The sequence below is a fragment of the Paenibacillus sp. V4I3 genome, assembly GCF_030817215.1.
In the GTDB taxonomy this organism is placed as follows: Bacteria; Bacillota; Bacilli; order Paenibacillales; family NBRC-103111; genus Paenibacillus_E.
Map to the genome: position 1 here is coordinate 1,284,643 of NZ_JAUSZA010000001.1, position 24,574 is coordinate 1,309,216.

Sequence of the window (24,574 nt, forward strand, 5' to 3'; positions counted from 1 at the left end):
AGACGATGAACGACGAACAGGATAACTCTCACGCTCCTAATGGGGGCACAGTACCTCATTCTCCACTTCAATCAAAAACTTCATGGGCGATATACCGCTTTAATGGGACAGAGGTACTCTCTCAAGAGGATACCATCGCGACAGAGGCACCGCTCACCATCAAAATTGATGGCGAGGAATTCGCAACACTCGTGTATACACCGACCGATACCATCGATCTAGTCACAGGCTTTTTAGCCTCCGAGGGCCTGATTCGATTCGTAGATCAGATCGAGTCGCTCACGCTGGAAGAGGAGCGGGGCTTCGTTCATGTTAAGCTGCGTCATCTCCATCAATTAAGTCAAAAGATGGTGTCCAAGCGCTTCATCGGTTCCTGCTGCGGGAAAAGCCGCCAGTTCTATTTTCACAACGACGCTCGCACCGCCAAAACCGTTAGAACGAACCTCCAACTATCGATTCACCAGTGTTTTTACCTTATGAATCAACTGCAGGAGCAATCGGCTGATTTTCAAGCGACGGGAGGTCTGCATAATGCAGCTCTTTGTACGGCGAACGAACTGCTTATCAGCAGGGCGGACATCGGCAGACATAACGCACTAGATAAAATTTATGGACACCTTTTAAGGCAGCGAATTCCTGTTCGTGATAAAGTCATAGCCTTCAGCGGAAGAGTCTCTTCCGAGGTCGCTCTCAAGGCCGCCAAAATCGGCGTCGGTATCCTTTTGTCGAAATCTGCCCCGACAGATCTGGCACTTCGCTTGGCTCAGGATCTAGGGATTACGGTGGTTGGCTTCATCCGCAGGGATCAATTATCGGTATATACGCACCCGGAACGCATAACAGAATGTCGATAAAGCCCTCTTTTTGTGGAAATATTTGTATTGTTTCTCTATCTTAATTATGCTAGATTCTAGCTATTGCCATCTTTTGTTAAGAGAGGAACACAACAATGGGGAATTGGAATACTTTTACGAAAAAAGGGATCACCGTGCTGCTTGCAGCCTTCTTACTTATCTCTCTGCAAGGTCCTGCGCGATCTTATGCAGCCGAAGTGAATGCTGAGGTTCCGAAGGTCATTGAGAAGACATCACCTTCTGTTGTAGCCATTATTGGAAAGCCTTCATCGGATTCGGATAAATCGTTAGACAAGAACCGCTTTAATCTCGCGCACGGTACGGGTGTCATTGTGGAATCGAACGGTGTCATCGTGACGAATGCGCATGTGGTCAAAGATATGAAGAATATCGTCGTCGTTACGTCGAACGGTACAACTTATAATGGACGTGCTACGAATATCGACGAGGAGAGCGATTTAGCTTTAGTCAAAATCGATGCCACCGGCTTATCGCCTGCGAAATTCGCCTCTTCCGCAGATATCAAAGTGGGTGAAACCGTAGCCGCAATCGGGACTCCGATTTCTTTCGCCCTAAGAAACTCTGTCACCGTTGGGATTGTCAGCGGGCTTGACCGCTCCGTGAACTCGCAATATCAGCTTATTCAAACGGATGCGGCCATTAACCCTGGTAACAGCGGTGGTGCTTTGATCAACATGAATGGTGAAGTCATTGGTATTAATACGATGAAATATGCGGATATCGGCGTCGAAAATCTCGGGTTCGCGATTCCGGTAGATACCGTCAAATATGTTTTAAAGCATTTCCAGCTTTATGGCAAAGTAAAGCGCCCTTATCTCGGTCTGGAGCTGGAAGAGAGCTGGGAAGCGGTTGTTGGTTTACCGAGTTCTATTGGTTTAAGAGTTGCTTATGTAGATCCGGATTCACCAGCGGCTGGGGCTGGCATTCAGCAAGATGACCTATTCGTATCGATCGGCACAAGTAAAATGAAGACGCTGGTGGATTACAATGAGGCGATTAAGAAATATTTGCCGGGTGAAACGATCGAAATAACCATACAATCTGGTAATTCTACCAAATCGAAGTCGGTTACACTCGGAGAAGCGCAGCAGCAGGAAACGAAACATACGCATGACGCTGAGGGTTCTTACTTGGATGCGGACCGCGGCAAAACAAAAATCGGCGACAGCCACTACGGATGGTCCATGAAATACCCCGCGGGCTTAGTGAAAGGTCATCAGTCCGATGATGGCGACTCCGTCAGTTTCGTGGATGCGAAGGGGGACTTCTCCCTAACGATTAAAGTAGAAAGCAATCAAAGCGACGAACTGTCTCCTTCAGCGCTGCTGAACAGATTGGCCAGTGATGATGAGGACGAATATTCCGGTGCGGCTGGTAGCCTTTTGGAGCGTCAGTATGTGAAGCGCGAAGGAAATCCCTATGCCAAAATTGTTGGTCGATCAGGGGATGAAGGCTATATCCAGACCCGAGGATACCTTCACCAAGGAAGCTTATACACGGTGCAATTATTTGTATCGAAAGAGCATTACAATAACAATTTTAAGCAAAATAGCTACAACGATCTGCTGGATAGCTTCAAGCTTTCCTTTAATGATAAGGATGAGTCGCTTAAAGATATATCAGTCTACTCTGGCGGCAACACAACCTACTCGAACGAGTATGGCTTATCCTTTGAGCTGCCCTCCAATTGGCAGCAAGACGGTTATACGGGCGGCTCCTCCTTCTTTAATGATGACTATTCCCAAATGCTTCATGTCGGCGTAACATCAGCTTCTTCCGGTGATACGCTGGGAGCGTGGGTGGATCGTCAGCGTAAACAGTTTGAAGACTCATATGCCCCCAAATACCGCAGTATGGAAGAACCCAAAGATCTAACCTTAGCCGGAGTCCCTGCTCTGAAAGTAACCTATGCGAGTACGTTAGGCGATAAGTGGAATGCAGGCTATTCCCTCTTTTTTATTAAGGATAAGTATAAATATGAGGTGGATGTGAACTATCCGCAAGAGGAAGAGGGGGCAACGCGAGAGGATCTCCTGAAAACACTAACTGCTACGATCAACGTGGATAAAGACAGCATGGATCAAGAGCTTGGCTTCATTCAGGATCTGGATGAACTCATGGATCCCAATCGTACGGTTGCTTACAAAAATGAGAAATTCAAATACGCGATGCAAATTCCTGAGATCTGGACCAGCAGCAAGTCGTACGATAACAAAGATCAAGTGAATAAGACGTTCCTCTTCACAGGCGGGTACTTGAGCGTTGGTGCAGAAACGAAAACGACTTACGAAGAAATGGTTAAAGAGGAAGACGCCGCTCAGAAGAAGAGTCAAGATAACGATAATGACTATACGTTTACAGATACGGAAATCTCGCTTTTTGGTGATGTGAAAGCCAAGAAGTATGAGATTAGTTATGCCAGCGCCAAGATTCCTTACAAGGAAACGATTTACATTTTCAGTCAAAATAATATTTCTTACACAGCTACGCTTCGTATGGATGATGCTGTCCGCACCGATGCCAATCAGGCTCGGCTGAATAAGGCTTTTGAGTCGTTTAAATTTTTGGACGGTGTGAAAAAATAGCTCTGCACTAATTGAGAAACCTCTCATCGGTTTAAACTGAAGAGAGGTTTCTTTGTTAACCTTAGATGGATTCTCTAAAGGGGATAGGGGATATTAACCATGAATATCAAGCTCGCTCGGCCGCTCATCTGGCTGCTTTTCATAGGCTACACGAGCTGTTTGCTGTATTGGATGTTTCTAGGCTTCGGGCGGAATATGCACACTTCAGGTCAACTTGCTTATAATATCGTCCCTTTTCGGACTATTGGTATGTATGTGCTGTAGGCAGCTTCGATGTCGATGATGTGATATTGAATGTGCTTGGCGCCAGTATATCCTTTGTTCTTTTCGCGGCTGTTAAACGAAGCTTGGAAGAGAGAGAATCAAAAAGAAGGTATAAAATGTGACCAAATGCCTCACCATAGCGGGTGTAACGAATTAACCCCAAAGGAGGAATTTAATCACCATGACACAGCCAGATTCAAGTCTACAATCACAAAATCCGATATCCTCAGCGCAAAACTCGGTAGAAAATGTCCATGCAGCCGTTTCTCGTGCGATGTCTCATCCAACATCTCAGACGAAGGAAGAAGCTCAAAATTCAATCACTCATGCGGAAAGAGCGCTGGAGCAGGCATCGAATCATTCCGATTCGCCAGCTTTGCAGCAAGCCGTTCAATCATTGAACGATGAGAAAGCTAGGCTCCAGAATATCCAATAATACAAACAGCCCCGATTCCTACCAGGATCGGGGCTGTTACGTTTTTGCTGCCTAATCTGCTTATTATTTATGATATAACGTATAGCCGGGATCTTCCGGAACTTCAATGGCAATGATACGCATGCCTTGATCGCTGTCAGCTTTAAGGTGAAGAGTTTCACTTTCCGTGGTAGCTTGGACTATCGCGAAGTCCTTGTGTGACCATGCTTGAAGCTCCTCCGCGGCGATTTCGCTTGTACCTTGCCCTCGAATAACGAGGAAGGCTAGCGAGCGGCTTGGCACAAGTGTGTAGCTGAACTCGGAACCAGGCTCAAGGCTCCAATCGTACATGTTAACGTCCGTATCCAGCTTAATGGGAGAATCCCCGCCGATTACGGTTTTCATCGTTGCTCCGCCGTTATGGCGGACTGAGAATTTCTCATGCTCATATTGATGGTAAGCGGCAGGCTTTTTCACAGTCTCACTAAGGTGCGGCTCGAACCAGATTTGCATCGCTTCGCTGCCTGCTCTGCGAAACGCCTCCGCATGATAAACACCGGAGCCGGCTTGAATAACTTGAGCGCCACCATTTGTCACTGTTTCCAAGGAACCAAGGGAATCTTTATGTTCTACAAGACCATCAATGACATAAGTGACAATTTCGAACGCTTTATGAGGATGCATACCGATCTCCGAAACCTCGGAAGCCTTACCCCAAGCCCAGTAGAATAATGGACCGACGCGGTCAACAGCCGTTTTCTCACCCGGAAAGCTGATGGCTCGTTGTTCCAGGAATTTGCCTCCGTCAAAAGCGCCAACGCCCTGTTGCTCAGCTGAAAATACTTGAATTTTCATAGTAACAACCCCTTCGCTATAAAATATTTAACTACTTACTATATGTAAGTATTATAAATCTTTTCTATCTGTCTGTCAAAGCCCTACTGCAGGTCAAACTTGGGTAGATCTTGACTTCGCATCTATCCCGAACTACAATTTCTTATGTAAGGAGTGTGCCTATAATGAAAATGCAAAATTTTAAATATGAAGGAAGCGGACTTAACCGCTTTTTCGGCCCCTTAGAAGCAAAAATTATGGAAATTCTCTGGACCAACTCCCTTGAAATGACGATTAAAGATGTCCAACAGAAGTTGGATCAAGCCAAAATCATTAATTTCAATACCGTTATGACCGTTATGAATCGCTTGGTAGCCAAAGGAATTCTGCAAAAGAAATCCGTTGTAAGATCGTTTAAGTATAAACCCGTCGTTACGAGAGAAGAGTTCATGGAAGCCCAATCCAAAGAGCTTGCTTTTGACCTAATCGAAGAATTCGGTTCTTTGGCAGTCACCCATATGGTGGATGCGCTTGATAAAGTAGACCCCGATCTGCTTGACAAGCTGGAGCAAAAAATTAAAGAAATCAAAAAGGATCGATAAGGATGATGGAAACGCGTTTTAAATGGTTGTATGCAGCGTCACTCGCCTTATCGGGGGCTATTCTAGGACAAATGTTACTCTTTGCTCTTCAATATATCTATAAATGGAAATCGTTATATAATATATTTGATTTGTGTGTTATTTTATTTAAATATCTTCATGTACCTGCACCTATTGCTTGGAATGTAGTGAACGCTCTTATCCTCTACTCGTTTAGTGCAATCCTTTGGATATCAGCTCGGCATGCCCTCGGCTCCATCAAAGCGATGAAGCTCGTTGAGAAGTATCAAGACCCTCTGTTATCAGAGCAATACCCCGAAAAAATTCAGTTGGGTGAAGGTCAGTTCCAGATTATTTCTTACAAAGCTCCCATCGCGATGACGATAGGGCTGTGGAAGCCGCGGATGATCTTATCATCCGGACTTATGGACATGCTGGAACCTAATGAGCTGCGCGCCGTCATCGAGCATGAGAAGTGCCATATGATGCACAGAGATCCGCTCGCGATCTTCCTGCTTTCGATGATATCCAAGTCGATGTGGTACATTCCAATATTCGGTTGGATGGCAGAGAAATACCCCATTATGATTGAACTTCGGGCAGACAAATATGCCATTACACAAATGAAACAGTCCGCACATTTAGGCAGTGCTCTCCTCAAACTACTCAAACAAGCACCAACACCGCATGTATCCTTATCTCACGCCTCATTCGCCGAAACATCAATGAATGTTCGCATCATGCATATTCTCGATCCACAGATGAAAATCTCATTCAAATGGCCCCTTGTAAGGCTACTCATTTCGCTCTTAACAATTATTTTACTTGTGGGACTTATCTAAGATAGGATACCCTGATAACAATGGTTCACATTTAGCAGTCGAAGCCCATGTTAGAGAAGTTGACGGGCTTCGACAAAAACTGCAGAAAAGGCTTGACTTTTCGGATTTCCAAAACTACACTTTGTAGTGTGAAAAATTACACGGCTTTTACTATGGGGGAGAGAGATTAATGGATTATATCTTGAAAAATTTACACTACATCGTAACACATGTACCAATTGCACTTCTTGTTTTTAGTTTTATTTTTGATTTAATCGCAATTATCGCGAAAAAACGTGAATGGCACTCCGCTGGTATGCTTTGCCTTGTTGTGGGCGCACTCGGAGCTATCGCAAGTGTCCTAACAGGCCCATCCCCATGGCGTAATCCTCTAGTGGTCCCGCATGAGTTTTATGCGAAATTAACGATGTTTTTGGCTATCGTGCTAGCGATTGTACGTGTTGGCTTACTGATCTGGAAAAAGAAAGAATTGGGTCGTAACCCAATCTACTTGGTTGGTTCGCTCGCGGCAGTTATCCTTGTTGGTTATACAGGGCACATTGGTGGTCAAATGGTACATAAACCGGTTCCAGCGAAGACGGCTGTTCCAGTTGCATCACCAGGAGCATCTCCAGCAGCATCCACTGCACCGTCGCCTACAGTAGCACCAGCGAAATAATGAAAAGGGCTATCCAAAGGCTTGATGCCTTGTGGATAGCCCTTTTTTTGTTTTGATTGGTCATAGCTACTTGTCCCGAACCAACTCCAGCTCCTCCAGTGTATAACGATGCTCCCACAAAAATGTCATATCGTACTCTGTCGAATCACTTTCGACAAAGCGGGCGATGCCTGCGATGACTCCTCCAATAACAACTCCAAAAACGACAATCCAACCCATCAGAGCAAACACTTGATCGACCATGCACATCCACTCCCTTATGCGCTATGAACCTGTATACTATGGATATGCCGCCATATTATGAAACATGTGTGACAATTCTGATGGGGCAAAAGAGCGAGTAAATTCATCCGAAATGTCGAGGTAAGATAGTTCGGTTATAGTCTTTCTCTCCGATTGACACAGACTCGCCAAGGATGGTAAGATCACCTCTGTAAGCACGAATATACAACATTTGGAAAAGAAGCTAAGTACGATGCAAGTTTTCTTACAACAACACTAAAGGAGGGTTTCAAAAATGATTGATATGGTTATGGATCCTATTGCTCATCGCAGATTTACAGATAAAAACCATACAATTTCATATTTTGTAACCCGATTGTTAGCCGGAAGCGCATGATTTGTGCTTGTTCGGCTGCTGCCGCCCCTTCACATACGCTAATTAAAGCGCGGGTTACGAAGAAGTTCGTAACGAGCGCTTTTCTGTTTCATAGAAGGCATATCGCTGCGTGCGGTGTGCCTTTTTTGTGTGGATTTTGGTTATTTTGGACTGCACCATTTGAGAGGAGTGACATGATTACATGTTTACGGTATTAAAAAAGTTAGCTTGGTTTTTCCGAATGAATTGGATACGTTACACGATCGCCATTGGACTGCTTATTATTGTTGGAATCATTGATGTAATTCCACCGAAATTGATTGGCTACGCGATTGATGGTATACACATGGGAACTTTAACAGGCAGTAAATTGATCCAATTGCTCGCTTTTTGGGGGGCGTTAATTGTAGCTGGGTATGGGTTATCCTACGTCTGGCTGTATCAGCTATTTGGCGGCGCTTTCGTGCTGGAACGCATTCTTCGATCCCGGTTAATGAGACAGCTGCTGCGGATGACGCCTACCTTCTATGAGCGCAACCGCACGGGTGACCTGATGGCGAGAGCAACGAATGACCTGCAAGCGGTGTCGACGACAGCGGGCTTTGGGATTTTGACCTTTGTAGACTCGACGCTATTCATGCTTACCATCCTAGGTATGATGGGCTTCTTCATTAGCTGGAAGCTGACGATCGCTTCGATTCTCCCGCTGCCGATTATGGCAGTTGCGATTACGATCTATGGGGGACGCATCCATGAAAGGTTTTTACTTGCTCAGAATGCCTTCGGACAGATGAATGATCGGGTGTTGGAGACGATAGCCGGTGTTCGCGTTATCCGTGCTTTTGTACAAGAGAAAGCCAGTGAACAAAGCTTCAAAACAATGACAGACGATGTCTATCGCAAAAATATTGCGGTTGCCGTGATCGACGCCCTTTTTGAACCAACGGTCAAAATCCTAGTGGGCATTTCCTATTTAATCGGATTATGTTACGGCGGATATTTGGTGTTTCACAGTGAACTGACGCTCGGAGAGCTCGTGTCTTTCAATACTTTTCTTGGGATGCTGATCTGGCCGATGTTCGCAATTGGCGAGCTAATGAACATTATGCAGCGCGGGAATGCCTCCCTCGATCGGGTGAATGAAACACTTGGTTACAAGCCGGATGTAAAAGAAGACCCAAAAGCGACGACCCTGCTGCTGCCGAATTCGATTAGTTTTAAAGAAGTAACGTTCCGCTATCCTTCTTCTTCTATTGATAACTTGGTGAATATTTCATTCCACCTGCAGCGTGGGCAGACGCTCGGTATTGTAGGGCGTACTGGAAGCGGAAAAACAACGCTGCTTAAACAGCTGCTGAGAGAGTATCCATTAGGTCAAGGTGCGATTGCTATTTCGGAAACGCCGATCGAGAAGTTAACCATCGACACTCTTCATGGCTGGATTGGTTACGTGCCGCAAGAGCCGATTCTTTTCTCCAAAACGGTGAAAGAGAACATCATGTTCGGGCGCAGCCAAGGAACGGAAGAAGAGCTGTTGCAGGCGCTTGAGCTGGCCGCGTTCCGTAAGGACGTGGAGTTCTTACCAGAAGGCCTTCAAACGTTGGTAGGTGAAAAAGGCGTCGCCTTATCCGGTGGTCAGAAGCAGCGCGTTTCCATTGCACGGGCGCTTTATGTAGACCCTGAAATCCTTATGCTGGATGATGCGCTTTCTGCGGTGGACGCCAAAACAGAGGCTGAAATCATTCGTGGCATTCGGTCGGAACGAGCCGGCAAAACGACACTCATCACGACGCACCGACTCTCTGCTGTTCAACATGCGGATTGGATTCTTGTGCTGGATGAGGGGTATATCGTGGAAGAAGGTACGCATGAGCAGCTTGTCGCGCTCGGCGGCTGGTATAAAGAGCAGTATGACCGTCAGCAGTTAGAAGAGCAGACGAAGGTTTAGTAAATAGATATCCGATGAAAAGAAGGTGAGAACCCTGAAACAGACAGGTAAGCGATTATTTCAATACGCGGCGTTATTCAAAAAGCCCCTGCTCATTGCGCTTTTATTCTTATCGATCGCGGTGGCAACGGAGCTGGCAGGACCTTTTATCGCGAGACAGATGATTGATACACACATTCTCGGTATCGAGAAGCCGTGGTACGAGACTACATCTGCGACGCAGACTGGCAAGGCTGTCCCTGCGAATGGGATTTTTTATAAGCGAAGCGATAACTTTGCGGAAGGCGAGCCGAAGGGGAAGGAAGTTCGCATTTTGCAGGTGGGCAGCCAGTTCGTATGGGTTGATCAGCCGATTGCATTTGATGGCGTACGCAAGCTAGCAGACGATGGTAAGCTAACAATTACACAAGGGACCGAAAAAGCTGAGTATGTGGTTAAGAAGCTGGGTATTCAAGAGCTCTATACGTTCTATAAACCAGAATTTATCAGTCTAATGAAACTGGCAGGCTTGTATTTGTTGTTAATCATTATTGGTGCAGGCTTTACCTATGGACAAAAGTATTTACTTCAATCGGCGGCGAATCGGATTATTCAGCGCATGAGAAGTGATGTTTTTGCACAAATTCAGCGACTGCCGATCAACTATTTTGATAATCAGCCTGCGGGTAAAATTGTATCGAGGATTACAAATGATACGGAGTCTGTCAGGGATCTGTATGTACAGGTGCTTGCGAACTTTTTTACAGGTACGATCTATATCGTGGGCATCATCGCGGCTTTATTCGTTCTAGATTACAGATTGGCTTTATTCACACTCCCGGTTATTCCGCTGCTTTATATATGGATCATTGTTTACCGTAAATATGCCTCCTTCTATAATCATGAAATTCGGGAACGGATCGGCTCGATCAATGGGATCATCAATGAGGCGATTCAAGGCATGACGATCATTCAAGCTTTTCGCCGGCAAAAGGAAACGATCCAAGAATTCGAACAATTGAACGATGAATATACGAGATATCAGAATAAATTGCTTAGCTTGAACTCGCTGACCTCTCATAACCTGATGAATGTAGTTCGAAATTTGTTCTTCTTCGGTCTGATCTGGTATGTCGGGGGTAGTTCAATCAACACATTGATCACCGTCGGTGTGCTGTACGCTTTCGTCGATTATCTGAATCGGATGTTTCATCCGATGGTCGGGATTGTGAACCAGCTGCCGAATTTGGAGCGTGCCCTTGTATCCGCTGACCGTGTATTCGAGCTGCTGGATGAACAGGGCATCGACGTGGCTGCGGAGAAAGCGGATCGCTATCTGGGCAATGTGAAATTCGAGCACGTTAGCTTCGCCTACAAAGAAGGGGAGGATGTGCTCAAAGACATCACCTTCGAGGCTAAACAGGGGCAGACGGTGGCGCTTGTTGGCCATACCGGATCGGGCAAAAGCTCGATCTTGAATCTGCTCTTCCGCTTCTACGATGTGAATGAAGGCCGGATCACGGTGGACGGCCGCGATGTGCGGGAGATGCCCAAACAGCAGCTGCGTCAGCATATGGGCATCGTGCTGCAAGATCCGTTCCTGTTCACAGGGACGATCGCGTCCAATGTCAGCCTGGACGATCCGTCCATTACCCGGGAACGGGTGGAGGCTGCGCTGCGCGAGGTTGGCGCAGATGAGATGTTCAAGAGCTTGCCGCACGGCATCGACGAGCCCGTGATCGAGAAGGGCAGCACGCTGTCTGCTGGGCAGCGGCAGCTGATTTCTTTTGCCCGGGCGCTAGCGTTCGACCCGGCGATTTTGATCCTCGATGAGGCGACGGCCTCCATCGATACGGAGACCGAGGCCATCATTCAGGCCGCGCTCGAAGTACTTTCGAAGGGGCGGACCACCTTCATCATTGCCCACCGCCTGTCGACGATTAAGAGCGCCGACCAGATTCTTGTGCTCGACCACGGCGAGATCGTCGAGCGTGGTAATCATGAGGAGCTGATGGAGCTCCTCGGTCGGTACTATCAGATGTACCAGCTGCAGCAGGGACATCCGGAAACAGCCTCGGCCGCTGAGAGCGAAGTGCGCAGCGGCCGGTAGGGCTGGCGAGCCCCAACAAGGGATAAGGGAAAGGGGACGTCGGACGTGAGACGTCTCTTTCCCTTTGTCATCTTCGTCTTGACGCCGGGTTTGACTGAACCAGAATTGATGTAAAAAGTGCAGCTATTCGTCCTTTTTACCGCCAATTCTCTGAAGCCAATTACCTGTACAGACTGCAGCATCATGACGCGCACACCCTCCATTTTGCGGACAAAGCTCATTAACAAGGTTAAAGACTATCTGTCGGGGCTATGCTACAATAAGTAATATTTCCCTATTTGAAATGGAGGAGCATCATGCGTCCAGAAACGATTCGATTGTTAAACTTGCTTCAGCTGCTGTCCGAAATTGCTATTGCTGTCGGATACTTGCTTGGTCTTATTCCGTTTGTATATTTGTGGTCGTGCTCGTGGGTGATCCCGCTCGTGTTTGTCAACCTGGTTTTTGCCATACTTACAAGCAATGGGACCACGACAAAGACGGTCATCAATATTGCTATGGCTTTCTTGAGTTTTATTCCAGTAGCGGGGTACCTTTTCCGTGTGATTGGGATTGTTGTTTCATGGATCAACATCCAGGCATTGGCGAAAGGAAGAAGCAGAGGTTACTAGTTGTTCGTACTAAAAAAGACGGGTGGAGGCCGGTTTAACTGGCTTCCATCCGTCTTTTTTCAATTGCTTTTTTAATTAGTCTTTTTTATGGAGCGGCATTAATTGTTATTGGGAAAGAATTGCTGCCATATATCATAACTTGATAGTTACCTGGTTCAAGACCAATTGTGGGAATATCAACATCTACATTGGCTTTGTCCGTATCGATAACAACTTTGATTGCTCGCTTAGCAACGACTTCATTTTCTAAATCAAATCTAGTATTGTAATAAAAATTAGAACGAATTAGATATACTGTTTCTGCTTGATTCACTCGTACAGTAACTGTTTGTCCAGCTTGGAATGTAGATGCATTTGACATTTTTTTAACAAGTGGTACTGCTCGAATAGGCTTCGAAATTAGTTCTTGATCAAATACATGGTTAAAATTATCTTTAATGGACCCAGCATTCAATTTTAGTTTATTGTTAGTTCCTGTGTAATACACGTCGAAAGTTACAGATATTGTATTACCTTCAAAAACAACCTCATCCTTATTACTCAAAGGTTGAAAACTAACGGAATCATTAGAGAAAGAGATAGCTGCTTTTAAAGCATTCATGTCGGCAAGATTGTTTAATATATCCTTATTAAAATACATTCCGAATTTTTTATTTGTGTAATCACCTGTAAAGTAAATAGTATCTCCGTACTGTAAGGGATCCGATGGGCCAGCGTATAATTTAATATGGCTAGGATCTGATATCTTTCCCTCAGAACTAACAGCAACAACAACAAAATGAACTTTCGTTTTGCTCAATCCAGTTGTATTTATGTAGGAGCCTATGTTAGCTTTTGTTTTAATTTTTACACCTTTGCCACCTTTAACTGCTTCATCAAGAATGATAGAATTTCGCGTAGTTCCATTCTCAACAATATAAATCCAACCATCCAGGTCACTCACCGCATAAACGTTCTCACCAACAGTATTTTGATAAGTTACCTTAGATAAAATTGGAGTAGGACCCGACGGTATAGGGGTAATAATTGGACCGCCTCCTGTTCCAGGAGTTGTATCATTGCCTGGTGTTCCATTTCCATTGGAGTTGTCCCCGCCTCCTGAAGGTGCAGTACCCGATGCTGGTTGCTCGGCTTTTACTTCATTCCCGCCAACCTTAAGTTTAACATCGCTCGGGACATCGGCACCTCTTGTCGTTTTCTCGGGTGCTTTTTCCATCGATACGCCTTCAGAGTTTACGGTTGCGTTTGAAATCTTGCCTTGGCCGCTAATATTTGTTGCAGCATTAAGGATTAAAGAGAGTATAGCGGCTTCATTTCCGATATCGATTTTAGTATCAGAAGCAGCTTTTCCAACGTTAAAGTCTTTCACCGATCCCTTTGGAAGCTCAATGACAATGCTTTGGGCAACAACGTTGACGGTTTCAAATGAACCTACTAACTGAATGCGTGAGTCTTTAGGTAAAGCTTCAGATAGTGTTACACTATTGATCTTTGAACCTGTCTCAGCCTCAATTTTTGCATTTGATTGCACTGTAACGTTGCCCACTTGTGTTGCTCCGTTAGCAACAATACGTACCTTGCCAGTAGCTTTATCTACAACAATGGTGACCATAATTGAGTCTTCAAAATGAATACTGTTCTCGCCACCGCCACGCACTGTCGTAGTTCCATGGACGTTAACATTTTTGAGAGTGACATCTCCTTCACCAATACCTTTACCTAGAAGAAGATCACCTTCAATCTCTACATTTCTCAAAGTGACATTGGCGGCATCTATAATGACATTCTGCTTGATCTTTTCTACGCCTGTTTCTGGACCATAGACGCCTGCTGTTTTATAAGTTATTGATTTAGCAGCTAAGGCTTTCTCCAATACTGTCAATGCCTCGGCCCTAGTTAAGTTTGATGTTGGTCTAAAAACATTGCTCTCATAGCCATTCATAATCTTGGCGTCAATAACAGAGCCAATCGCACTTTTACTCCATTCAGGGCTATTGTTTGTATCTGTAAAGGAATTGGCAGACGAAGACCTTTTTAAAGAAAGTATATTGGTAATGAGAACCGCTGTTTCTTCTCTTGTAATCTGGTTGTCTGCTCTGAAAGTATTATCGGCATAGCCTGAAATATATTTAGCGTTTTGTGCTGTTGCAACATCTTTAAAGAACCAATCGTTCATTGTTACATCTGAAAATGAAAGCTCGGATGAGGCTTGTTGAAAACCAAAAAGTTTGTTGATAATTGTAACGAGTTCAGCTCTAGTGATAGAACTATCAGGTTTAAAGGTGCCGTCCGGATAGCCTTGAACTACATTGTTGTAAACATAACCTGTAATTGTTTGTTCTGCCCAGTGTCCCTTAACGTCGGATAGTGAAGATGATAAGCTTGTCTTTGATTGCATGTTTGTAGAGTCGTTCGCATAACCGCCTGTTGGAATGCCTACTCCAATGGCTAACAATAGGGCTAGAGTAAAATAAATGAATTTCATTTTCTTCATGCTGGTTCCTCCCACGGATTGAATAATCTGTAATATTTAAATGACATGAAATGACAATTTACAACATTTTCCTTGTAAATTCAAATTAATTATATACATAAATAGAAATATATAGAATAAATAACGGAATTTATTAATAGTAAAATGTTTAACATGAAAAAACACCTTATTTTATCGTAAGTGCTACGACAAATAAGGTGTTTTTTTTCATTTCTTTACTCCACGCTAGTAAGCAATCCCCACACGACACCCCACATACTCGCCCTCGAGAGCGGCTCGGTAGGTGAAAGCCGCGGTGTCGCCCACGGAGACAGACATCCCGCCTTCGGGCAAATAGTCCCGCTCGATGCGGTACTGCCCCTGTGGCTCGCCGTCGGGTAAATAAGTTGGACAGACGACTGTCCAACTTAAGCCCGAGGCAGCGAGCTGCTCCCATGCTTTGCGATGCTCCTCGGCGGCGCGTGTTGAGGAGCGCCGGGAGTCCGGCGTCTCATAGCGCAGCAAGCCGGGATGCTCTCTGCTTTGCAGAATGCCGGCTGTACCGACAGTGACTATTCGGCTTACGCCGTGTGTCTTCATAGCCTCTATGAGCAGAGGCGTAAACTCGGTCAGCACCGTGCCGCCATCGGTGCCGAGGCAGCTTATGACCAGCTCCGCCCCGCGGAGGGCAGCATGTAGATCTTCTCCGTTACGAGCGTCCCCTTGAAGCATGGTTAAGCCTTCAGAGTGAATTCCCGGCAGTTTCTCAATGCTTCGAACGAGTGCAGTGACTTCGTGTCCGTTCGCTAGTGCTTTTTCAAAAATTCTTCTTCCTACTCTTCCTGTGGCTCCTAATATGAGAATATGCATGATGGGGCCTCCCTGTTTCTTTAATGGTTATCATTATTATACGCTTATCACACTCGGGGGTGGGAATTTCCCCGAGATATGCTCGCATTGTCTTGTCTTGTCATAACGGATTCATCGGTCCTGAACCCTTTGTTCAGACGGTGCAAGAATCTATTTATTTTTTACTTGGTCAGCTCAACGGGCCAATTGATTGTTCCACAAGGTCATTTACTAAGTTACAGTGTCGGTGACCGTTTTTTTAAATCAGGGCGTACAACCGGACTTGTTATTGGTACTGTCGAAAGTATTGGTATGCAATTTAATGTTGGACCTTACCGTGAGCTTGGCAATGCCACCTTACAGTTCCGCAATCAGACTTTGCTTACAGCACCGAATAACATATCATTGCCTGGTGATTCAGGCTCTGTCTGGATGAGAGGTAGGTTTGCGGCTGCTTTGAACTTTGCGGGCAGTGGCACTCGTTCTGTTAGTACCCCGATTGCAAGCGTTCTGAATACGTTTGGTTTGCGGGTAGCCATTCCTGCAGGAACTGGAGGTTTCAAGGCAGGTAGAGTTACAGGGGCTGCTCCAAAGGGGAATTATGCCTATGTTCGACCTTTATCGGCAGAGATGCTAAAGCAACTACGTGTCGTTCGCGCCACATCGTCGAAATAGATCCACCAAAGATCGCCCCGTGCACATCTGGTATGATCAGTGTGAGGGGCGATCTTTTTTTTGGCAATATGTTCCCTACATAGATCCCTTTGAATGCTACTTGAACCGAGTGAGCGAATCCAGCATAATAGTAGGTACTTGATTACGGCATAGAAGGGAATTTCCCAAGCATGAGAATTAACAAATTTATTAGCGAAACCGGTGTTTGCTCCAGACGGGAAGCGGACAAGTGGGTAGAGGCGCAGCGCGTTACGATTAATGGTGAGGTTGCCGGACTGGGGAGCGTCGTTGGCCCTGGGGATGAGGTTCGGATCGATGGTCGACCAATTGGCGAGAAGAAGGAACATGTTTATATTGCACTCAACAAGCCTGTAGGGATCACAAGTACAACCGAAGCGCATATCAGAGGCAACATTGTTGATTTCGTGGGGCATTCTGAGCGTATTTTTCCGATCGGCAGACTGGATAAAGATTCTGAGGGGCTCATCCTTTTGACCAACAACGGAGATATCGTGAACCAGATTCTGAGGGCGGAGAATAACCATGATAAAGAATACATCGTGACGGTCAATCGACCGATTACACCGATGTTTTTGCAAGGAATGGCTAGCGGGGTCCGAATTCTTGGCACGATGACGAAGCCTTGTGAGATTTACCAAGTTGGTGACCGCGTTTTCCGAATTATTCTCACACAAGGGCTTAACAGGCAAATTCGTCGGATGTGCGAAGCGTTTGGTTATCGGGTGGTGCGTCTGCAGAGGGTTCGGATCATGCATATCCATCTGGGTAATTTGAAGGTTGGCAAATGGCGGAATTTGACGCAAGGTGAAATGCAGGATTTAATGCATACACTTAGCAAAGAGAACACCCAATCAAACCGATAGTTTCAGTATAAGAATCGCACATGTATGAACACCCGACAATGGAGTGCTCAGACATGTGCTTTTTTGCTCAAAATTATTATTTTTTGAACATAAACCGTTTCGAACCAATGACATTTCGTGTAATTAAAAATATATAGCAGTAATCGAGTTTCTAAAGCAACTTTTTTCCAGTTTTAAACGTCAAGGATTATTATGGAATCTCTATGTTTCTAAAGCTTTAAAGCTGTATTTTGGAACGTAAAACGTTGAGGAGGAAGATGACTTTGAAATTAATCAAACAAGCAGGAACGTTGGTACTCGCTTCGACACTGCTGCTCACTGCTGCACCTGGGGTTTGGGCGGCTGAAGCTGCTGTAGGAAGCACGTCCATTGCACCCCCTGTATCTCCCGGTAAAGATGATAAGCAGCTGGATGCCAAAATTACCAAAGAACAAGCCATTGAACGAGCTAAGACCTACATAACGCTGCCGGAAGGTTATACGTTTCAATCCATCAGTTTGAATGCTTATTACAACATGAATGGCCGGAATTTCCCGACGTGGAACATTAATTACTCCAAAATGGTAAAAGATCGGAATTACGGCTCTTTAAACATATCGATTAACGGCTTGGACGGAACGCTGACTTCCTATTCCATGAATGACAATGACCCTGACCATAAACCTAGCTATCCACCGAAGGTGGATTTCAAAGCTGCCAAGGAAGTCGCTTCTGCCTTTGTTGGCAAAATGAACCCAGAGAAGCAGAAGGAACTTGTATACAATGATTCAGAGGAGAATGCATTTCGTACGCCGCTGAATGGTAATTACCAGTACAATATTCGGTTCGATCGATCTGTTGGCGGTGTGCCTTTTGCTCTAAATGGTATCAATGTGGTCGTCAATGGGGACGGACAGGTTACGAATTATAACTACAATTGGGATGATAATGTCACGTTTCAGCAGAATGTAACGCCGATTGCTAAGGAGAAAGCTGCCCAAATGTTCCGCGATAAGGCGAATCTTTCTTTACTTTACCAGATTCCATACGGTGCCAAAGGTAAGAAATTGCCGATTATTTCTTACATGCTTGGCGGCTTCTCCCTGAATGCAGAAACCGGTGAGATCTGGAGCCCAGTCAAAGGGCTGGAGGATGTTGAGGGGAATAAGCCGTTAACCGACAAGCCACTGGCTGCTAAGCCAGAAGCTACCTTGGACCTGACTAAGGAAGAGGCTGTTAAGAAGGTGACAACGGTTTTCAACCTATCCTCCGACTACAAAATCCAAGAAGCATCTTATAATGAATTCACCAACCCTGAAACAGGGGAAACCAATTCAAATTGGAATTTAAGTTGGAATGAGACGTCTGAGAAGGATTCTAAAGTTAAAATTGTCGGCAAAGGTGCATGGGCTAGCGTGAATAGCAAGACCGGAGAGATTACGAATTTCAGCAGCTACACCCCTTATGGTCCTGATGCCGATAAAGATATAGAGGGTAAAATTGCCCTGGAAGATGCGATAACAACAGGTGTTGATTTTGTGAAAAAGCAGCTTACTGCTTATACCGATCAGTTGTTGCTTCGTGTACAAACGGCTAAAAATTATTCGGAAGATCAACTGAAGCATATGCGCAATTGGGATATTAGTTTTAAGCGCGTGATTGATGGCGTAAATGCCGGGAATGAAGAAGTGACGGTAAGCATCGATCGTGTAACCGGCCAAATTGTTGGTTATCACTTCTCTATCAGCAATCTGCCATATCCACAGCAGAAGCCGCAGGTGCTGGCCATTGATAAAGCCAAGGATCTTTGGCTCGCGCAGTTCGACATCAAGTTAAATTATGTGGTTGAAGGCACCGGGTTCATCGGTGGGATTCCACTGGAGAAATACAGAGTCATGGTGGCTGCTGGGGATGTCCCGCAATCCATGGATCTGAAAACAGACGGGAAACTAGATGCAAAGCTTGTCTATTCACTCGTTCCTAAATTTAACCGTGAACCTTTCCTCTTGGATGCGCAAACTAGTCAATGGCGGAATAGTGAAACGGGTGAAGTGATTTCCTTGGATAAAGTGACAGTAAGCGACATTGACAATCACTGGGCTAAAAATGAGCTTCAGCTTATGCTTGATTATCAAGCGCTGGATGTGAAGGATGGCAAAGTGAATCCGAATCAAACCATTCAACGTGGTGAGTTGGTCAAAATGCTCGTTATTGCCATGAATGGCGGTAACGGTGGTATTTATTACGGGGCAGAACGGAAGGCATCCTTCGCCGATGTGAGTAAATCTTCTCCTTATTTTGCCTATGTCGAAAATGCGGTTGATCGCGGTTTGTTAGATGTAGGTGCTGATTTCAATCCAGAAGCTGCGATGAATCGGGAGGAAATGGCACAGCTGATCGTGAAGGCGCTTGGCTACAAGAGCCTGACGAAGTTCGATGGCATCTTCAATGGCAATTTCGCAGATGCTGCTAAACTTAAGCATGTTGGCGACGCAGCCATTGTGGTGGGGCTGAATATTATGTCTCTGGACGATGGACAATTCGTACCTCAGCAAGAAGTGACCAAAGCACAGGCGGCCAGCGCCTTCTATCGCTTTTTGCAAAGACGGTCTGAGCTTCAGGAGCAGCCTCGTTACTATTACTAACTAAGTGGTTGAGGGGAGTTAGCTAACTCCTCTAATATCACTAAAAGAAGCCTCAAATCCACTAACAAGTGGGTTTTGAGGCTTCTTGTGGTTGACCGAGCTCCAGATCGTGCCCTCTTTGATGAGGTTACAACACAACTTAAGTCCTAGCTTTAGAACATTGGGAACACATATCGAACTAGGAAATACAGAACGCCGAAAATGATGACGATGTAAGCAGCATATTTGCTATACCAATATTATTTTCGTACAGGCGGGTAGAGTTGTGTTACAATAATCTTTAAAACTTTAATAGCACAATGTGGAGAAAGGGAGTAAGAGAAAATGGTTGTTTCCAGTAAAGTAGGTTTGGAAGATATTATTAGGGCCAATCATGTGCTCAGCAGGGTGATCGAACCATCGCCATTGCAACGCAATGAGCTGCTCTCTAACTTGTATGAATGCAACGTTTATCTTAAACGTGAAGATATGCAAATTGTTCGTTCTTTCAAAATTCGTGGAGCGTATAATGTGATTCAAAGTTTAACGCCAGAGGAACGCGAAGCGGGTGTCGTGTGTGCGAGCGCCGGCAATCATGCGCAGGGTGTGGCTTATTCCTGTAAACAGCTCGGTATTGAAGGCAAAATCTTCATGCCGACGACAACGCCTAGACAAAAGATTTCCCAAGTTAAGCTATTTGGCGGATCGTTTGTTGAAGTTATTCTCACAGGTGATTCATTCGATGATTCCTCTAACCATGCCAAAGCCTACTGTGCTCAAGAGAATAAGGTGTTTATACACCCCTTCGATGATGTCCGTACGATTGCCGGGCAAGGCACGGTTGGCCTTGAGATCATGAATCAGATGCCCGAATCTCCTGACTTTATCTTCGCAACGATTGGCGGAGGTGGACTTGTAGCGGGAGTTGCGACCTATGTGGATAGTGTTTCTCCACGAACGCGCATCATCGGTGTAGAGCCAGAAGGCGCGGCAAGCATGACGGAAGCGCTCAAGCAGGGGAAGGTCGTGACCTTATCCACGATCGAGAAGTTTGTAGACGGTGCAGCCGTGAAGCGGGTCGGCGAGCTTACCTTTGACATTTGCAAAGAAAAGTTGGAGGATATTGTAATTGTCCCTTCCGGCAAGGAATGTACAACCATTCTTGAGCTTTACAACAATAACGCGATTGTCATTGAGCCCGCTGGCGCACTCCCCGTTTCAGCACTCGATACCTATCGGGAGCAGATTCGCGGTAAGAATGTGGTCTGTATCATCAGCGGCGGCAACAATGACATCGACCGTATGCAGCAGATTAAAGAAAGATCGCTCGTGTATGAAGGCTTGAAGCACTACTTTATTCTTAATTTCCCGCAGCGTGCTGGGGCCTTGCGCGAATTTCTGGAAGAAGTCTTAGGACCCACAGACGATATTACCCGATTTGAGTATACGAAAAAAAATAACCGCGACGATGCTCCGGCGTTGGTCGGCATAGAGCTCAAAAATAAAGATGATTATGAGGGGCTTATTGAGCGCCTATCCCAGAAAGATTATGGCTATATAGAAATAAATAAAGACCCCAAGCTCTTTAACTTGCTTATTTAAGGAAAAATAGCCAAATGTGGAATGACTATGATATAGTTAATTAGTCCCGCTTATTTCCTTAATATCGTAAAGGCAAACTTATCGAAAGGTAAGGACGCAAAGCTGCAGATCTAAGGTTGCCCTCGCAACAATGATGGCTGGCTGCCGACAGGTTGCAGTTTACCTAGACAGGTACACCTACGGCTATTCCGATTCGGAATAGCCTTTTTTAAATATCAGATAAGGAGGTTCATGAATGAGAGGCATATTTTCTAAGTGGATACAGCATATGAAAGCGCAAACGTTGGTCTATCTAGGCGTGCTGGGCTTCTTTTTGTTGACCGTTAATCTACTTGCTGCTTCTTCTTTCTCCTTTTCGCCTTACGTTTTCATTAGTATGCTTTTTCAAGCGCTAATCTGTCTGTTTATTGCGAAGAGTGTCCGACAACTGCTTCTTACTAGTAAGAAGCAGGAAGAAAAGAGCAAACAACTTGCCTTCTTGGCCTATCATGATACATTAACGGGATTACCTAATCGCCGATTGTTTAATGACCGATTGGAGCGGGCGCTCCTGCATGCGCAGCGTAGTGAACAGATGGCGGCTGTTATGTTCTTGGACATGGACAGATTCAAGGATGTCAACGATTCATTAGGTCATGCTTATGGGGATCGTTTAATTCGCCTTGCAGCAGAACGTTTACTGGGCTGCCTGCGGGGATCGGATACGGTGTACCGCCAAGGTGGCGACGAGTTTACTATATTACTAGAATCTTTTACAAAGCCTGAAGATGCAAGAGTTGTAGCTTCCCGAATTCAAATGGCTCTGGAAGAGCCTTTTATCCTAGATGGCATGCCAGTAACCATAACAGCTAGTATAGGGATAGCTCTGTATCCGTTAGATGGCAAGCTGCCTGAGCAGCTGATGGCGTATGCAGATGAAGCGATGTATGAGGCCAAAAACCGAGGACATAACCAGTTTCAATTCTATGCCTCTGACATCGATGCTATGGTCAAGAGCAAAGCTCACATGGAGAAAGAGCTGCGATTGGCCTTAGACAACAATCAATTTGAAATCCTATATCAGCCTCAATATGAAATAACAAATCGGAAATTAATCGGAATGGAAGCGATCATATATTGGAGCAAGGGAGACAACCTCCTCACACCTAGCATGGATTGGAAGAAAGCGGCCGAGGAAATGGGTTTCATGATACCCATCGGGAAATGGGCTGTACGAACGGCGTGCAGACAGATGAGAATCTGGCAGGACGATGGCTACACACCGCTGAGAATAACCCTACCAGTAACGGCTTCGCAGTTTAAAGATGAGCATTTTATTGAAGAAATTGCTGTTGTTTTGAAAGAAACAGGGTTGGATCCGATGTTGGTGGAGCTGGACCTTACGGAAAGCATCACATCTTCCAATGTACAAGAGGCTAGTGAAAAATTGATTATGCTGAAGAAATTTGGTGTGCGTATCGTTATGGATGACTTGTGTACAGGCCTATTTACACGAAGCGGGCTCGAAGGAATGCCGCTCGATAGCGTTAAATTGGATAGTACATTGATCCGGGATTTGGTCGACGACGATGAGAATCAGCTGCTGGCTGCTGCCATTATTCGCATGGCTCACCGTCTAGGTCTGAATTTAATTGCAAAGGGTGTTGAAACCGAAGAACAACTGGAGCATTTGAGACTTTTGCAGTGTACGGAAGTGCAAGGAATGCTGTTCAGCAGCCCGTTAGGACCCGAACAATTCCTGAGGCTTATGAACGATAAAATTAACAAAGGGTAATCTAGATTTTATTAACCAGTGGTAGTATAATAAATAATTGGGGCTTGGAACCTATATTGTAGGGGCTTACAAAAAGACCATGTCAACTTGTATGACATAACGAATTATGTTGTTTAGCTCGTGTATCGCTTTTCTGTTGGGTTTCAAAATGATACACTCAAGCTTATAGCCAGTCTTACATAATTTAACTAATTTTGGTCAACCTACGATGTGAGATTTCATGGTTTTTAATTAAATGATCCTATGGGGGTAATTAAGATGAAGAAAATGCTTTCAACAGCTCTTATGGCTGTAACGGTTTCTGCATTAGCTCTTTCCGGCTGTGCCAAAAAAGAAGAAACGAAACCGGCGGCTTCAGGGGCTCCAGCTACTACTGCAGCAGCAACAGCTTCAGCGGCACCAAGCAACAACAGCGGTAAAGATTTCAAAATCGGAATGGTTACCGATATTGGTGGCGTCAACGATAAATCTTTTAACCAAAGTGCATGGGAAGGTTTGAAGGCGCTTGAGAAACAAACAGGCGTTAAAGTGAAAAACCTTGAAAGTAAAGGCGATGCAGATTACACACCTAACTTAAACCAATTCGTTAAAGACGGCTACAACCTGACTTGGGGTATCGGCTTCTTGATGGGCGATGCACTAAAAACAGTAGCAACACAAAACCCAAATGCTAAATTAGCGATCATTGATAATGTCGTAGAAGCTCCAAACGTAGAATCCGTAACATTCTCTGAGCAAGAAGGTTCTTACCTTGTTGGGGTAGTTGCAGGTCTAACAACCAAATCAAACAAAATCGGTTTCGTTGGCGGTATCGACATCCCGGTTATCAAACGTTTTGAAGCTGGTTTCGTAGCTGGCGTTAAAGCGGTTAATCCAAATGCTAAAGTTCAAATTAACTATACAGGCGCTTTTGACAAGCCAGACCTTGGTAAAGCAGCAGCAGCTACGATCTACAACGATGGCGCTGATGTTATTTTCCACGCAGCTGGTTCCACAGGTAATGGTGTATTCAACGAAGCGAAAGACCGCGCGAAAAACGGTAAAAAGGTTTGGGTTATCGGCGTAGATAAAGACCAATCCCTTGAGTTCGGCGATGAAGTAACACTGACTTCCATGTTGAAACGTGTTGACACAGCAGTTATTCGTGTTTCCAAAGACATTATCGACAACAAATTCCAAGGTGGTAAAGTGGTTACACTTGGTTTGAAAGACGATGGCGTAGGCCTTCCTGAAACTTCCAAGAAGAACGTATCCGCGGAAATCTTGAAAAAAGTGGATGAGTTCAAAGCAAAAATTATTAGCGGCGAAATCAAAGTTCCTGAAAAACCTTAATTTAGGTATAAAAGGCATTGCGGTTACGAACGATAGGTTTGCTTCTGTTCAAACAAGGCTG

The 24,574-nt window shown here is 45.1% G+C and carries 20 protein-coding genes and 1 riboswitch; of the genes, 16 read left to right on the forward strand and 4 right to left on the reverse strand.

Annotated features, from left to right (window positions below):
* Positions 1 to 5: 5 nt before the first annotated feature.
* The 4 genes from fdhD (at position 6) to QFZ77_RS06045 (ending at position 4,160) form a co-directional block, all read left to right on the forward strand.
* Entirely contained in the window at positions 6 to 854 is an 849-nt protein-coding gene (gene fdhD / locus QFZ77_RS06030) for a formate dehydrogenase accessory sulfurtransferase FdhD (protein WP_307437487.1), read from the forward strand.
* A gap of 95 nt (positions 855 to 949) precedes the next feature.
* Positions 950 to 3,460, forward strand: coding sequence for a S1C family serine protease (locus QFZ77_RS06035; RefSeq protein WP_307437490.1), 2,511 nt, complete (start codon positions 950 to 952; stop codon positions 3,458 to 3,460).
* 99 nt (positions 3,461 to 3,559) lie between these two features.
* The gene (locus QFZ77_RS06040) at positions 3,560 to 3,724 is read left to right on the forward strand and encodes a hypothetical protein (protein ID WP_307437493.1); all 165 of its coding nucleotides are present in this window, start codon (positions 3,560 to 3,562) and stop codon (positions 3,722 to 3,724) included.
* Between the two features lie 181 nt (positions 3,725 to 3,905).
* On the forward strand, positions 3,906 to 4,160 hold the full coding sequence (locus QFZ77_RS06045) for a hypothetical protein (RefSeq protein WP_307437496.1): 255 nt from the start codon (positions 3,906 to 3,908) through the stop codon (positions 4,158 to 4,160).
* A gap of 63 nt (positions 4,161 to 4,223) precedes the next feature.
* Here QFZ77_RS06045 and QFZ77_RS06050 read toward each other — a convergent pair whose 3' ends face one another.
* Entirely contained in the window at positions 4,224 to 4,994 is a 771-nt protein-coding gene (locus QFZ77_RS06050; RefSeq protein ID WP_307437499.1) for a pirin family protein, read from the reverse strand.
* Positions 4,995 to 5,158: 164 nt separating this feature from the next.
* On the opposite strand from QFZ77_RS06050, the gene QFZ77_RS06055 reads away from it, so the two are divergent.
* The 3 genes from QFZ77_RS06055 to QFZ77_RS06065 all read left to right on the forward strand — a co-directional run bounded on the left by QFZ77_RS06055 (position 5,159) and on the right by QFZ77_RS06065 (position 7,075).
* Positions 5,159 to 5,575: a BlaI/MecI/CopY family transcriptional regulator gene (locus tag QFZ77_RS06055; RefSeq protein ID WP_307437502.1), complete on the forward strand. Its 417-nt coding sequence runs from the start codon at positions 5,159 to 5,161 to the stop codon at positions 5,573 to 5,575.
* A 2-nt stretch (positions 5,576 to 5,577) separates the two neighbouring features.
* Entirely contained in the window at positions 5,578 to 6,417 is an 840-nt protein-coding gene (locus tag QFZ77_RS06060; protein ID WP_307437505.1) for a M56 family metallopeptidase, read from the forward strand.
* A gap of 169 nt (positions 6,418 to 6,586) precedes the next feature.
* Positions 6,587 to 7,075 (forward strand): DUF2231 domain-containing protein, encoded by a 489-nt coding sequence (locus QFZ77_RS06065; protein ID WP_307437507.1) that lies wholly within the window; start codon positions 6,587 to 6,589, stop codon positions 7,073 to 7,075.
* A gap of 66 nt (positions 7,076 to 7,141) precedes the next feature.
* Here QFZ77_RS06065 and QFZ77_RS06070 read toward each other — a convergent pair whose 3' ends face one another.
* Positions 7,142 to 7,318, reverse strand: coding sequence for a hypothetical protein (locus tag QFZ77_RS06070; protein ID WP_307437509.1), 177 nt, complete (start codon positions 7,316 to 7,318; stop codon positions 7,142 to 7,144).
* Positions 7,319 to 7,875: 557 nt separating this feature from the next.
* On the opposite strand from QFZ77_RS06070, the gene QFZ77_RS06075 reads away from it, so the two are divergent.
* The 3 genes from QFZ77_RS06075 (at position 7,876) to QFZ77_RS06085 (ending at position 12,321) form a co-directional block, all read left to right on the forward strand.
* Positions 7,876 to 9,621, forward strand: coding sequence for an ABC transporter ATP-binding protein (locus QFZ77_RS06075; RefSeq protein ID WP_307437511.1), 1,746 nt, complete (start codon positions 7,876 to 7,878; stop codon positions 9,619 to 9,621).
* Positions 9,622 to 9,655: 34 nt separating this feature from the next.
* Positions 9,656 to 11,710 (forward strand): ABC transporter ATP-binding protein, encoded by a 2,055-nt coding sequence (locus QFZ77_RS06080; protein WP_307449291.1) that lies wholly within the window; start codon positions 9,656 to 9,658, stop codon positions 11,708 to 11,710.
* 296 nt (positions 11,711 to 12,006) lie between these two features.
* Positions 12,007 to 12,321, forward strand: coding sequence for a hypothetical protein (locus tag QFZ77_RS06085; RefSeq protein ID WP_307437512.1), 315 nt, complete (start codon positions 12,007 to 12,009; stop codon positions 12,319 to 12,321).
* A gap of 85 nt (positions 12,322 to 12,406) precedes the next feature.
* On the opposite strand, the gene QFZ77_RS06090 is transcribed toward QFZ77_RS06085, so the two are convergent.
* Together QFZ77_RS06090 and QFZ77_RS06095 are read right to left on the reverse strand one after the other, a co-directional pair.
* Positions 12,407 to 14,815 (reverse strand): S-layer homology domain-containing protein, encoded by a 2,409-nt coding sequence (locus QFZ77_RS06090; RefSeq protein WP_307437515.1) that lies wholly within the window; start codon positions 14,813 to 14,815, stop codon positions 12,407 to 12,409.
* 225 nt (positions 14,816 to 15,040) lie between these two features.
* Positions 15,041 to 15,664: an NAD(P)-dependent oxidoreductase gene (locus tag QFZ77_RS06095; RefSeq protein WP_307437517.1), complete on the reverse strand. Its 624-nt coding sequence runs from the start codon at positions 15,662 to 15,664 to the stop codon at positions 15,041 to 15,043.
* 78 nt (positions 15,665 to 15,742) lie between these two features.
* Between QFZ77_RS06095 and QFZ77_RS06100 the strand changes: the two genes are divergently transcribed.
* From QFZ77_RS06100 to QFZ77_RS06125, 6 genes are all read left to right on the forward strand, one after another.
* Positions 15,743 to 16,318, forward strand: coding sequence for a chymotrypsin family serine protease (locus tag QFZ77_RS06100; protein ID WP_307437520.1), 576 nt, complete (start codon positions 15,743 to 15,745; stop codon positions 16,316 to 16,318).
* A gap of 170 nt (positions 16,319 to 16,488) precedes the next feature.
* The gene (gene rluF, locus QFZ77_RS06105) at positions 16,489 to 17,202 is read left to right on the forward strand and encodes a 23S rRNA pseudouridine(2604) synthase RluF (RefSeq protein WP_307437523.1); all 714 of its coding nucleotides are present in this window, start codon (positions 16,489 to 16,491) and stop codon (positions 17,200 to 17,202) included.
* A gap of 263 nt (positions 17,203 to 17,465) precedes the next feature.
* Complete coding sequence (locus tag QFZ77_RS06110; RefSeq protein WP_307437528.1) at positions 17,466 to 19,826, forward strand: S-layer homology domain-containing protein; 2,361 nt, start codon at positions 17,466 to 17,468, stop codon at positions 19,824 to 19,826.
* 324 nt (positions 19,827 to 20,150) lie between these two features.
* Positions 20,151 to 21,407, forward strand: coding sequence for a threonine ammonia-lyase IlvA (gene ilvA, locus QFZ77_RS06115; RefSeq protein WP_307437531.1), 1,257 nt, complete (start codon positions 20,151 to 20,153; stop codon positions 21,405 to 21,407).
* Positions 21,408 to 21,468: 61 nt separating this feature from the next.
* Positions 21,469 to 21,556, forward strand: a riboswitch (cyclic di-GMP riboswitch).
* A gap of 86 nt (positions 21,557 to 21,642) precedes the next feature.
* The gene (locus QFZ77_RS06120; protein ID WP_307437533.1) at positions 21,643 to 23,181 is read left to right on the forward strand and encodes a putative bifunctional diguanylate cyclase/phosphodiesterase; all 1,539 of its coding nucleotides are present in this window, start codon (positions 21,643 to 21,645) and stop codon (positions 23,179 to 23,181) included.
* Positions 23,182 to 23,439: 258 nt separating this feature from the next.
* Entirely contained in the window at positions 23,440 to 24,513 is a 1,074-nt protein-coding gene (locus tag QFZ77_RS06125; RefSeq protein ID WP_307437535.1) for a BMP family lipoprotein, read from the forward strand.
* Positions 24,514 to 24,574: the final 61 nt, after the last annotated feature.